The sequence below is a fragment of the Hoeflea sp. genome (assembly GCF_984452065.1).
This window is the reverse complement of record NZ_CFHWAF010000138.1, coordinates 1-12,059: the sequence shown is the minus strand read 5'-3', so window position 1 is coordinate 12,059 and position 12,059 is coordinate 1. Positions and strand designations below refer to the sequence as shown.

At 59.8% G+C, this 12,059-nt stretch carries 13 protein-coding genes; 9 read left to right on the top strand and 4 right to left on the bottom strand.

Annotated elements, in window-relative coordinates; genetic code table 11:
* Both AC5E6N_RS20035 and AC5E6N_RS20030 read right to left on the bottom strand, forming a co-directional pair.
* The coding region (locus AC5E6N_RS20035) for an ABC transporter substrate-binding protein (RefSeq protein ID WP_491749465.1) at nucleotides 1-373 on the bottom strand (373 nt) is incomplete at its 3' end.
* Nucleotides 374-437: 64 nt separating this feature from the next.
* Entirely contained in the window at nucleotides 438-1,526 is a 1,089-nt protein-coding gene (locus AC5E6N_RS20030) for a cupin domain-containing protein (protein WP_491749464.1), read from the bottom strand.
* Nucleotides 1,527-1,945: 419 nt separating this feature from the next.
* Here AC5E6N_RS20030 and AC5E6N_RS20025 point away from each other — a divergent pair, with 419 nt between their 5' ends.
* The 3 genes from AC5E6N_RS20025 to AC5E6N_RS20015 all read left to right on the top strand — a co-directional run bounded on the left by AC5E6N_RS20025 (nucleotide 1,946) and on the right by AC5E6N_RS20015 (nucleotide 3,805).
* On the top strand, nucleotides 1,946-2,236 hold the full coding sequence (locus tag AC5E6N_RS20025; RefSeq protein ID WP_491749463.1) for a hypothetical protein: 291 nt from the start codon (nucleotides 1,946-1,948) through the stop codon (nucleotides 2,234-2,236).
* A 129-nt stretch (nucleotides 2,237-2,365) separates the two neighbouring features.
* Nucleotides 2,366-3,112, top strand: a complete 747-nt coding sequence (locus AC5E6N_RS20020) for a vWA domain-containing protein (RefSeq protein ID WP_491749462.1) — start codon at nucleotides 2,366-2,368, stop codon at nucleotides 3,110-3,112.
* Nucleotides 3,113-3,805: a DnaJ domain-containing protein gene (locus tag AC5E6N_RS20015; RefSeq protein ID WP_491749461.1), complete on the top strand. Its 693-nt coding sequence runs from the start codon at nucleotides 3,113-3,115 to the stop codon at nucleotides 3,803-3,805.
* 66 nt (nucleotides 3,806-3,871) lie between these two features.
* Here AC5E6N_RS20015 and AC5E6N_RS20010 read toward each other — a convergent pair whose 3' ends face one another.
* Nucleotides 3,872-5,236 (bottom strand): D-alanyl-D-alanine carboxypeptidase, encoded by a 1,365-nt coding sequence (locus tag AC5E6N_RS20010; RefSeq protein WP_491749460.1) that lies wholly within the window; start codon nucleotides 5,234-5,236, stop codon nucleotides 3,872-3,874.
* A 333-nt stretch (nucleotides 5,237-5,569) separates the two neighbouring features.
* Here AC5E6N_RS20010 and AC5E6N_RS20005 point away from each other — a divergent pair, with 333 nt between their 5' ends.
* The 6 genes from AC5E6N_RS20005 (at nucleotide 5,570) to AC5E6N_RS19980 (ending at nucleotide 10,798) form a co-directional block, all read left to right on the top strand.
* Nucleotides 5,570-5,926: a phasin family protein gene (locus tag AC5E6N_RS20005; RefSeq protein ID WP_491749459.1), complete on the top strand. Its 357-nt coding sequence runs from the start codon at nucleotides 5,570-5,572 to the stop codon at nucleotides 5,924-5,926.
* Between the two features lie 309 nt (nucleotides 5,927-6,235).
* Nucleotides 6,236-6,601, top strand: a complete 366-nt coding sequence (gene clpS, locus AC5E6N_RS20000; protein WP_491749458.1) for an ATP-dependent Clp protease adapter ClpS — start codon at nucleotides 6,236-6,238, stop codon at nucleotides 6,599-6,601.
* Between the two features lie 10 nt (nucleotides 6,602-6,611).
* Nucleotides 6,612-9,104 carry an ATP-dependent Clp protease ATP-binding subunit ClpA gene (gene clpA / locus AC5E6N_RS19995; protein ID WP_491749457.1) on the top strand — a complete coding sequence of 831 codons (2,493 nt, stop codon included), beginning with the start codon at nucleotides 6,612-6,614 and terminating at the stop codon, nucleotides 9,102-9,104.
* Nucleotides 9,105-9,106: 2 nt separating this feature from the next.
* A complete protein-coding gene (locus tag AC5E6N_RS19990) occupies nucleotides 9,107-9,619 on the top strand; it encodes a hypothetical protein (protein WP_491749456.1) in 513 nt (170 codons plus the stop codon).
* A gap of 125 nt (nucleotides 9,620-9,744) precedes the next feature.
* Entirely contained in the window at nucleotides 9,745-10,455 is a 711-nt protein-coding gene (locus AC5E6N_RS19985) for an AzlC family ABC transporter permease (RefSeq protein WP_491749466.1), read from the top strand.
* Nucleotides 10,448-10,798 (top strand): AzlD domain-containing protein, encoded by a 351-nt coding sequence (locus tag AC5E6N_RS19980; protein ID WP_491749455.1) that lies wholly within the window; start codon nucleotides 10,448-10,450, stop codon nucleotides 10,796-10,798. The genes AC5E6N_RS19985 and AC5E6N_RS19980 overlap by 8 nt, the downstream gene beginning before the upstream one ends.
* Nucleotides 10,799-10,805: 7 nt before the next feature.
* On the opposite strand, the gene AC5E6N_RS19975 is transcribed toward AC5E6N_RS19980, so the two are convergent.
* The gene (locus AC5E6N_RS19975) at nucleotides 10,806-11,708 is read right to left on the bottom strand and encodes a patatin-like phospholipase family protein (protein WP_491749454.1); all 903 of its coding nucleotides are present in this window, start codon (nucleotides 11,706-11,708) and stop codon (nucleotides 10,806-10,808) included.
* Between the last annotated feature and the right edge of the window lie 351 nt (nucleotides 11,709-12,059).

Here is a 12,059-nt window from a genome sequence, read left to right as displayed (position 1 = left end):
CCGTGGGTGAAATCTGAGCGACACCGGCAGGAATGATCGCTGCCTCCGCCGCGGCGATGGTGGTGCCGGACATCAGCGATCCCATGATAATCGGCACGTTCTCGATATTGACGAGCTTCTGGGCCGCGTCCACGGCCCCTTGCGATGTGCCGGTCGTATCGCCGTAGACGGCGACCGCTTTGCCGCCGAGCAGGCCGCCCTGATCGTTGACATGTTTGACGGCGAGGTTGGCGGCGTTTTGCAGCGGCGGAATGAAGTTGGCGATCGGTCCCGTGATGTCCATCAGGACGCCGATCTTCGTCTCGTCCGCGTGGGCGAGGCCCGCGGCGCCGAACATTGCTACGGCTGCGGCAATTATTGTCAGTTTTCTCATGTTCTACTCCCCTTATGATTTGATTTGCGGGTGATACGCACCCGTTTCGTTCTCCCTTGCAGGCTCAATCGCGTAAGATCTCGGTTTCGAAACGTCCCGGCAGGCTGACTTCGAGCAACCGCAGGTCGGTTGTTGCGCCCACATATCGCGTCGCCATATCGGGCGGGATGACGAAGGCGTCTCCGGCGGACAGGCGGTAAGGGTCTTTTCCTTCGCCCTCGAGTGTCATTTCGCCTGCCAGCACGAAGTTGAACAGAATATCGGCGTCGTGACCAGTCCAGACCGAGTCCTCAGCGGTCGGTCGCGCCACCATGACCGAGGCGACGCCCCTGGTGTTGTCGCAGATGGTGGTGTCGCGCGCCTCGAAGCCGGGAATTCGGAACGGCTCGAACAGGCCGTCTTTTGCTAGGCTGTGGACGAATTTCTGGCCCTGCCATTCCCGGTCCGGCCGCTCAACCGGCGTCGGCAACGTCATTTCGTGGTCAATTTCGGTAATATGCTCGGCCGGAACGCCGATTTCGATGACCTCGATGCCGTCGGCGGCATGCATGACGCGATGCCTGATCTCCGGTGGTTGGATGAAGCAATCGCCGGCCGTCAAGCGGCGCATGCCGCCCTGATCTTCGTAAAGGACGTCGACCCAGCCACGGACGCAGAAGATCAGCTGGAAGCCGACCTTATGGAAGTGAACCATATCGGGCACCGGCCCGTCCGGCACCCGGATGTGCGAGGCGATCATTGCGCCGCCGAGGCGCGAGGGGACAAGATCGCGATAGGACATGCCGGCGCGGCCGATGACCCAGGGCGCCTGGTCGGCCAGCCTGCGGACGACAAAGGCGTGCTCCGTCTCCGGCAGGACCAGCGGCGGATTGAGTTCGTCGATCTCGATCCGCGTGCCGTTGGGTGCGACCAGCAGCCGTTCTCCGTCGGCAAAATCATCAGGAGTCTCGGTCAGAAGCCTCAGCGTGCCGGGCCCTTCCGGCGCGCCTTTTTCAATCCGCACCCGAAGACCATGACCGGAAAAGACCGCAATTTCAGGATTGTCGGCCGGGTAAATCATGTCCAGCCGCATCTTCAGCGTTTTTGTGAAGAAGGGCAGATCCTCGCTCAAATCCTCGGTCGGCAATCGCATCTCTGCGCGGGTCTCGGTCATGCGTGATCCATGGGTTTTCTCCCGGCGTTATCGCGTTTGAGCTGATGGTGTTTGCCGGGTACCGAGCGCTTCCGAATGAGTCGCCAGATGAGCAGCTTCCCCGTCGAAAATAAAACGCGGTATACGGTTCGGCGGCGGCAACGGCGTCCCGCTGATGGGACGCTTCAAACAGGCGGGCATTGCCGTCAGCGGGTTGCTGCCGTGATCGCATGCGCAAACCGTATACGAAACTTTGGCGACGCTTTGCTGAAATGCATCCCGGGCAGCGAATACCGGCAAAAACCAAGTCCTTTAAGCTTGAACTATTTTAAAAGCTGTATACGAATTTACGAATTGACGCCGGTGGGTCAATACCGCCGGGCCTTTGCATCGAGTCTTGGAACGGTCCGGTGGCCGATCGCGAATATCCGGGAGGAAACATGGCTGAACGCAAGGAAGGTTATTTCCTCTATCATTCCATTGGCCAGTACCCCGACAAGGAAAGTGATCTTGCCTCGGCGATTGTTCGCGGCTCGACGCTGCGTTTGTCGCCGGGCATACAAACAACGCAGAATGCCACACGCGAACTCGTCGATATTCCGGGCATTTCGCTTCGTGCAGCCGAAACCGAAGGGGCCGGGGGGATGGCCACGCCTGACAATTGCAGTGGTTGCCGCCGCGCGATCCCACGCGGCAGGGCACGCGAAACCGGCCGGACCGCCGCGTGCTGATTTTCGGATCGATGTGTACTGCCGGAGTTTTTTAAAAAACCCATGCTTCAATTTGGCCTTATCTCGCTCTAGATTTGGGTTAGCGGACGCACGCGGCGGCGCCGTGGCCGCAATTCCAGGGAGCATGTCATGTCTGGTCGCGACATAACGGATCGAAATGGTTCGAAATCGGTTGTGCCCGATAGCGAGGCGCAGTCCTCCAAGAGCGACATTGCCCAATTCCTCGATGCGGCGCGATCCATTACCCGGCCGGCCGGCGGAGAAAGCGGCAGGCTGATCTTCGCACTCGACGCAACCATGAGCCGGCAGCCGACATGGGATGCGGCCTGCATGCTGCAGAGCGAGATGTTCAATGCCGTCGGACGGGCGGGCGGGCTGAGCGTGCAACTCGTCTATTTTCGCGGCTTTGGCGAATGCCGGGCCTCGAAATGGGTCGGCGACACAACACAATTGCGTGACCTCATGGTGCGCATCGACTGCCGTGGCGGCCATACCCAGATCGCCAAGGTGCTCAGACACGCCCGCGATGAAACCGTCCGCAAGCCGGTCAGCGCGCTGGTCTTTATCGGGGACGCCATGGAAGAGAACATCGACCGGCTGTGCCAGTTGGCCGGCGAACTGGGAATGCGAAAGGTGCCCTGTTTCATGTTTCAGGAGGGTGGCGACGTTGCCGCCAATACGGCATTTCGCGAAATCGCCCGGTTGTCCGGCGGCGCCTATCTGCGGTTCGACGGAGGCGCGGCAAATGCGCTGCTCAATCTTCTCAAAGCCGTTGCCGTTTATGCTTCCGGCGGCGTGACCGCGCTGGAGAAGGACAAGAGCCGGGAGTCGCGCCTGCTGCTTGAACAGCTTTCCGGAGGGAAGGGCGGCAGTTAAGTGACATTCTTCTTCTATATTGCTCTGGCTGTCCTGCTGCTGGCGGGTTTTGCGGCGCTGTTTCTGCGCATGGACCCGCATCGGCTTGCCACCGTGCTGCGCTACTTTCTGCCGGTTTTGCTGACCCTTTTTGGTGTCGTGTTTACCTTGCTCGGCCGCACCGGCATATCTTTGGGATTGTTCGGACTTGCAGCGGCCCTGTTCGGAAGGGCGCGGGCCCGCTCGCGCAGCACGCCCAGCGCCAAACAGTCCTCGCGTGTGAGAACGGCCGCGCTGGAAATGGAACTCGACCTCGATAGCGGCGATATGAACGGTCTCGTCCTGGCGGGGCAGTTCGAAGGCCGCGAATTGGATTCGCTCAGCCAGGAGGAGCTGTTTTCACTTCATTCCGAGCTTCGCGGAGACCCGGAGAGCGTGCAGGTGCTAGAGGCGTATCTTGACCGCCGCGACCCCGCCTGGAGAGACGGTTTTGATGCGGATACGGACGACGGGCTGGGCACCGCGCCAGCTTCTGGCTCCATGACCGAGGAGGAAGCGTACGAGATCCTTGGTCTTTCGGCTGGGGCCTCCGAGGCGCAGATCCGCGAGGCGCATCGCCGCCTGATGAAACGCATGCATCCCGATGCCGGTGGGTCGGTGTTTCTGGCGGCCCGGATCAATGAGGCTAAGGAAGTGCTCCTGCGTCGACATTAGATTTCCCCAATACACGATACAAATTCGAGGATGCGGCTGCGTCACAGCCGCTATTCTTGCGACCGTTTACTGTTCGGTCGCCCAGCAGCCATAACCTTTTTTCTTCAGCGCCTTGCATGCTTTCCAAGCGTGAGACTTGCCGTCGAAACCGGCAAAGCGGGCCCTGTGAAGCTGCTCGCCGTCGCGATGCGTGATGACGGTGAAGGGCTGCGCCTTTGACACCATGCCTCCGGTCTTGGATTGCGCCTCCGTCAGAAGCTGTTCGGCCCCTTCCCGGGTCGCGGCCGCGCCGATCTGGACCACCCAGCCTGAAGGCAGGCCGGTGCTTGCGGTCGTGACGCCGTCAACGTCTTCCCTCGTGTTCTCCAGGTTGCCTTCTGCCACGACGGGAAGCGCGTTCGCCGGCCGCGGCACGGGCGTGACAACGGCTTTCTGCTTTTTCAGACTGTCGATGAGGGCGTCGCGACCGACAACCGGGCGGTCGAGCGGTATCGGGAAGGTTGCGGTCTTTTCCGGCTGCGCATAGGCCATGGCGACCCGAACCTCGGTCACGTCCCGGAACTTGGGGATTGGGCCGGTTTTCGGCAGCGCGATTTTGGTGTTCGATTGAACCTTGGCAACGAGGTTGCCACCACCGCGGCGCGACGCTTTCGGCAGGGTGCGTGCAATCAGCTTCTTCATGTGCGCGTTTCGGCTGGCGCCGCTTTTCCCGCCCATGACAACGGCGACGACGCTGCGTCCGTCCTTGCGCACGGAACTGACCAGGTTGAAGCCGGAAGCGCGCGTATAGCCCGTCTTGATACCGTCGACGCCGTTCACGGTTCCGAGAAGACGGTTATGGTTGCCGAAGCGGGTCTTGCCGTATTTGAAGGAACGGGTGGAGAAATAGTGATAGTGGTGAGGATAGTGTTCTCTCAGCGCGATACCGAGACGGGCCATGTCGCGCGCCGTGGTCTTCTGGCGCGAATTCGGCAGGCCGTGGGCATTGCGGAAGGTGGTCTTCTTCATGCCAAGCGCGCGTGCCTTCGCGGTCATCTGCCTGGCAAACCCGCTCTCCGAACCACCAAGGTGCTCGGCGATGGCGGTTGAAGCGTCGTTCGCCGACTTGGTGACGAGCGCATAGATCACCTGTTCCACCGAAATGGTCTGACCCGGACGCAGGCCCAGTTTTGACGGCGGCTCAGCCGCGGCGTTTTTTGAAACCCTGATGCGTGTCTTCTTGCTGATGCGTCCGCTGTCGATCGCTTCGAAGATCATGTACAAGGTCATCATCTTGGTCAGCGATGCCGGATAGCGCAGCGCGTTCGAGCTTGATGCGTAGAGGGTTTTCCCGGTTTTTGCGTCCATGACAAAACCGGCATATTTGGAATTCGCCGCCGCGAACCCCGTTGCTACGGCAAGGCACAACGCCGTGACCGTGACCAGCTTCAAAAGCCTCAAAGACATGTTTTTGAAAAGAGCGGAACCTGCACCGCCGGGGAAAGCCATGTACACTTTACGAGTCCAATCACAACCACACGCAACCACTGGGCGGGGATCACTGACCCCCAATTCCGGAAATTTTAGGCAAACTGCGTTACCAATCCGTTTATGGTTTTCAGGTTGTTTCAGGAAATCCTGGGGAATGTGCCGATTCGCGCATGGTGCGGCGCACAAGATTCGTTGACTTTCTGTTGCGCCGCACATAAAATTTGCGCGCGGGGCAGATAAAGCCCGGGCAAGCGAACGCGTTCAGTCCTCTATACCCAACGACAGGATATCCAGATGTTTTCTTTCGAAGACGCCAGCAAATATGGCAAAGACGCCATGGAAAACATGCTCAAGAGCTATTCCGCCATGGCACAGGGCATGCAGACCCTGACAACGGAAGCAACCGATTACTCCAAGAAGTCCTATGAGGACAATGCTGCGGTGGTCGAGAAGCTGTTCAATGCAAAGACCTTTGAAAAGGCCTTTGAAATCCAGAGCGATCACGCAAAGTCGAGCTATGAAGGCTTTGTGGCTCAGGCGACCAAGATGGGTGAAATCTACGCGGATGCCGCGCGCAAGGCCTATCAGCCCTACGAGACTGCAACGGCTGCTCCGGCTCCGGCGCCGAAAAAAGCTTCCAACGCCAACTAGGCGGCAAAAGCCTGTTTAGGAACCCGGCGGCCCGCGGCAGCCGGGTTTTTTGCTGCCTGAAGCGGGTTTCACAATTCCCTTTGTTTCGATCCACCCCTGTGCTGGCGCGAAACGGTGCCTATTTAAGGGTAAGACGCCTTCCGCTACACGGCTCCGTCCGGGGCTGGACTTCGCAAAAAAGGATTAGAGCAGGCCTGGGTCGAATGCTTCAATCCGTGCCGTACTTGTTCTAGATTGGTGTGGACTGGAAAACGGGCCGGGACTGTATCAAAATCGATATGAAACAAGGTGAGTCAGGATAAGGATGAAATGGCATTGAAGCCTTTCTGGGCAACGATGAGCGGCGAGGACGACGACGACGGTGACGACAAGGGGACCGGCAACGGTATTTCCGTCATCACCCGGACGCAGAAGAAGCTGAAGAAGCCAAGCCTTTACCGGGTCCTGCTTTTGAACGACGACTACACGCCGATGGAGTTCGTCGTTCACGTTCTGGAGCGATTCTTTCAGAAAGACCGGGAGGCGGCGACGCGTATCATGCTGCATGTTCACAATCACGGTGTGGGTGAGTGCGGGGTCTTTACTTATGAGGTCGCAGAAACCAAAGTCACGCAAGTGATGGATTTTTCGCGCCAAAACCAGCACCCGCTCCAATGCGTGATGGAAAAGAAATGAGGATTTAGTCGTGCCGACATTCTCCAACAGTCTTGAAAAGGCGCTGCATCAGGCTCTGACCTTTGCCAATGACCGCCATCATGAATATGCGACGCTGGAGCATTTGCTGCTGGCGCTGATGGATGATTCTGACGCCGCCGCCGTCATGCGGGCCTGTGGCGTCGATCTCGACGCCCTTCGTTCGACCGTGACTGAATATATCGACAACGAGCTTCACAATCTGGTGACCGGTTATGATGAGGATTCGAAGCCCACATCCGGCTTTCAGCGGGTTATTCAGCGTGCGGTGATCCATGTGCAGTCGTCGGGCCGCGACGAGGTCACCGGTGCAAATGTGCTGGTGGCGATTTTTGCCGAGCGCGAAAGCCATGCCGCTTATTTCCTGCAGGAGCAGGAGATGACCCGCTACGACGCCGTCAACTTCATTTCGCACGGCATCGCCAAGCGGCCGGGCGTGTCGGAAAGCCGCCCGGTTCGCGGCGCCGAGGAATCCGATACCGACGGCGCATCATCCTCCACGGATAACGAGGAAGGCGGGAAAGCGAAGAATCAGGATGCGCTGAGCGCCTATTGCGTGAACCTCAACCAGAAAGCGGCTGACGGCAAGGTCGATCCGCTGATCGGGCGCGAGAAGGAAGTCAATCGCACGATCCAGGTGCTTTGCCGCCGTTCCAAGAACAACCCGCTCTATGTGGGCGACCCGGGCGTCGGCAAGACGGCGATCGCCGAGGGGCTCGCGCGTCGCATCATCAATGGGGAAGTGCCCGAAGTGCTTCTCGATTCAACAATCTACGCGCTTGATATGGGTGCGCTTCTTGCCGGAACGCGCTATCGCGGCGATTTCGAGGAACGCCTGAAGCAGGTGGTCAAGGAACTGGAGGAGATGGAAGGCGCGGTGCTTTTCATTGACGAGATCCATACGGTGATCGGCGCCGGGGCAACCTCCGGCGGGGCAATGGACGCGTCCAATCTCCTGAAGCCGGCTTTGTCGTCCGGCGGCATCCGCTGTATCGGCTCGACCACCTATAAGGAATTCAGACAGTTCTTTGAGAAGGACAGGGCGCTCGTGCGCCGCTTCCAGAAGATCGACGTCAACGAGCCGAGCATCGATGATGCCGTTGAAATCCTCAAGGGCCTGAAGCCCTATTACGAGGATTATCACAAGGTCAAATACAGCAATGAGGCCATCACCTCGGCCGTTGAGCTGTCGGCGCGCTATATCAACGACCGCAAGCTGCCGGACAAGGCGATCGACGTGATCGACGAGACCGGCGCATCGCAAATGCTGGTCGAGGAAAGCAAGCGTCGCAAAACGATCACCGAAAAGGAGATCGAGGAAACCGTTGCGACAATGGCGCGCATTCCGCCGAAGTCGGTCTCCAAGGACGACAAGATGGTCCTTGCGAATCTCGACAAGGAATTGCGACGGGTGGTCTACGGGCAGGACAAGGCGATCGATGCGCTGGCGTCTGCCATCAAACTTGCCCGTGCCGGACTTCGCGAGCCCGACAAGCCGATCGGCAGCTATCTGTTCTCAGGTCCGACAGGCGTCGGCAAGACGGAAGTGGCGCGGCAACTGGCAAGTTCTCTGGGTGTCGAGCTCCTGCGTTTCGACATGTCGGAATATATGGAACGCCACACAGTATCCCGGCTTCTGGGCGCGCCTCCCGGCTATGTCGGGTTCGATCAGGGCGGCCTGTTGACCGACGGTGTCGACCAGCATCCGCATTGTGTGCTTCTTCTCGATGAGATCGAGAAGGCGCATCCGGACCTTTTCAACATCCTGCTGCAGGTCATGGATCACGGCAAGCTGACCGATCACAACGGCAAGCAGATCGACTTCCGCAACGTCATCCTGATCATGACCACCAATGCGGGCGCCGCCGATCTCGCGAAACCGGCCATCGGCTTCGGCTCCTCCAAGCGTGAAGGCGATGATGTCGAGGCCATCAACCGCATGTTCTCGCCGGAATTCAGAAACCGGCTGGATGCGATTATCCCGTTCGGATCGCTGCCGACGCCGGTCATTCACCAGGTGGTGCAGAAATTCGTCATGCAGCTAGAGGCGCAGCTTGCCGAAAGAGGCGTGACCTTCGATCTGTCCAAGGAGGCCATCGCCTGGCTTGCCGACAAGGGCTATGACGAGCGCATGGGCGCGCGTCCGTTGGCGCGTGTCATCCAGGAGCACGTCAAGAAGCAACTTGCCGATGAAGTCCTGTTCGGCAAATTGAAGAAAGGCGGCACGGTGAAGGTAACCGTTGCGCCCGACGGCGACGACGGCAAACCCGGTCTCAAGCTTGAGGCCATTCCGGATAAGACGCCGCCAAAGCCGCGCAAGGAGCCTGCGGTCAAACGCAAGGCGCCGGCTTCGAAGGCGAAAAGCGGCGGTACGACGGCCGAAAAACAGGCGCTGTCCGGTTCCGGTTCAACGGCCGTTGAAGAAAAGCCGGACACAAAGAAACCCCGCGGCGGCGCGGTGCCTAAGGTGCCGCGGAAGAAGTAGCCGTGACCGAGACAATGCGCGATCGCCTGGAACCGGGCGATCGCCGGTCGGTCGGGGCCGCGGCATCGGTGGCCAATCGGGTGCGCGAAGATCCGCAACTGCTTGTCGAACTTCTGGACCTCACCGACGATCCCGACACCGGCGTCGTGGCGCGCGCCGCACATGCGGCGATGCAGATCAGCGTCGACGCGCCGCAACTGTTCGATCAGCATGTCGATCGCCTCCTTGACGGCCTTGAACGTCTCAGCCAATGGGAGATCGGCGAACAGTTTCCCAAGATCCTGACGCGAACGAGCCTCAGCACAGATCAGGCGGAACGGCTGTTTGCGATCCTGAAGAGCAATGTCAAAGACAAATCCAATATCGTCGCGGCCTGTTCGCTGCAGGGTATGGTGGAGCTTGCCCGCGATGAAAAGATCGACGCGGACCGCGTGCGCGCGCAACTGGATCGCGCATTGAGATCAGAGCGGAAGGCCTTATCCGCGCGGGCACGCCGCCTTGCCGCGTTGCTCTGATTTTCTGTCGGCCGGCACGGGCCGGTGAGCGCGGCCCCGGACTTGAAAAAATGCGATCCGGACTTTGCAAGGGCGGGTATGCGGTCTAACAAGACAGTGTGACCAACCAAACGACCGTTCGACAGATGCCGTGGTTCCTTGCCGGAATGCGCGGCCTTTTTTCGGGACCCGCGCTGGTGCTTGTATCGGCGTTTGTCGGCTTCTGCGGTTTTGCCTTCGAAGCCGGCATTCCGCTCTGGGAAGCGGTTTTCATGACCGGGATCGTCTGGGCGCTGCCGGCGCAGTTCGTTCTCATCGGGGCCATCATCGCCGGGGCGTCACTGCCGGCGGCCGCTCTTGCCGTCACACTGTCATCCATGCGGCTCATGCCGATGGTTGCCGCGCTGGTGCCGCTTATCAGGACACGAACAACCCCGACCTGGGCTCTGCTGGCGGTATCGCATTTTGTCGCCGTAACCGTCTGGGTCTTCACGATGGAGCGCGTTCACAAGGTTCCGCGGGAGGGCCGTGTCGCCTTCGTCGCGGGCTTCGGCCTGACGATCGCCACGGTCAATATCCTGATTGTCGGCATCCTCTACGGTGTCATCAGCCATTTGCCGGCCATGGTGGGCGGTGCCCTGTTTTTCCTGACACCGGTCTATTTCATCACGTCAATCTGGGCGTCGGCGCGCAGTCTCGAGGTCTATTTCGCCATGATCATCGGTCTTGTCATGGGGCCGCTGTTCCATACGGTCGACCCGGAGCTTGGTCTTCTTTACGCCGGCTTTCTGGGTGGGACCCTCGCGTTCCTGCTTGAGCGCCTGGTCAACCGCAGAAAGGCGCGGCGCGATGAGTAGCGACGCCGGCACTGACCTTTGGCCTTATATCTACATCGCCGTCGCCGGCTGGCTTGCGACGGATATCTGGCGCTGGCTCGGGGTTCTCGCCGGTAACCGTATCGCCGACGGCTCGCCCGCGCTTGTTTGGGTGAGGGCGGTCGCGACGGCCCTCGTCGCCGCGGTTGTCGCCCGGCTTATCCTGTTTCCCACCGGTTACCTGGAGACGACGCCCGTCTGGCTCCGGCTCGTCGCGGTCGCGGCCGGCTTTGCGGTGTTCATTGCGACACGCCAGAAAGTCATTGCCGGGATCATCGCTGCCGAGGCGGTCTTCTTGTGCGGGATTTTCCTTCTCGGCTCCTAGTCTTAGCCTACACCAGGACCTCGCTGGCTCTCTTGATATCGTCGAGCTTCGTACGGGTCTCCTCATAGCCGCGGTCGATCGCCTCGGCGGCCCGGTGGAACTCCGAAAGGCCGATATCGGAGAGGCGCGGCATCAGCAGGATATCGGGCGGATCGCCCGCCAGGCGTGCCCGGGAAATCCGGTCCTGAATGATGTTGTAGGCCTCGACCATGACGTTGGTCATGCCGATGCGCCTGGATTTCTTTCTGTCCTCGGGCGTCGCGCCGGTTATCGCCTGCAGTGGGTTTTGCGACGCGGCGTGTTTGACGACGGCCGAGCGGCCGTAAAGATCGTAATGAAGGTTCACGGCCACGACGAGCGGCGCCTCCTGCGCGCGGCAGACCGACACCGGCACGGGATTGACGAGTGCGCCGTCAACCAGGGTCCGGCCATTGCACAGCACCGGTTCAAAAATGCCAGGCAAGGCATAGGAGGCATGAATGGCTGTGGTCAGGGAGCCGCTGTTGATCCAGATCTCGTGTCCGGTGGCGATCTCGGTTGCGACCCCGGTGAAAGGACGGTCCAGATCCTCGATATCGATATCGGCAAGGTGCTCACGCATCCGTTTGCTTAGCCGCATGCCGCCAAAAAGGCCACTTCCGCCGATCGCAAAATCCAGCAGAGCGACGATCCTGCGCATCGTCAGGCTGCGGGCGAAGTCTTCCAGTTCGTCGAGTTTTCCCGCGAGGTAACAGCCGCCCACGAGTGCTCCGATTGACGTGCCCGCCACCATGCTGATCCGGACGCCGGCCTCATCGAGCGCGCGCAGAACGCCGATATGCGCCCATCCGCGCGCGGCTCCGCCGCCGAGCGCGAGGGCAATGTTTGTCTGTGGTGTCTGATCCAGCAATGTACTTACTCCGGGACACATCCGGTTTGAAGGTCACGGCATGCTTCCGGTACTCTTTACCCCACCGGCCAATACAGCCGTCTCTTCGCGCCGATACCTATTCAACGCCTATTTTATTTAAGATTGATGAAGTTGCCACGCCACTATACTCACCAACAAGACATAATTCTTTACCGCAAATTGATATGAGGTGAGGTTACGCGCGACAAGGCGGGCTGTGTTCAGCCATATACCTTGTCAGGACCGAGGCGCAGGCGGATCGTCGTCGATACGCAAATGTGTGTCGCCACTCTCTTGCTCGACAACACGATAAAAGCAGCTGTTGCGGCCGGTGTGGCAGCTTACACCGTCGCCGGAGACGCTGACTTTCAG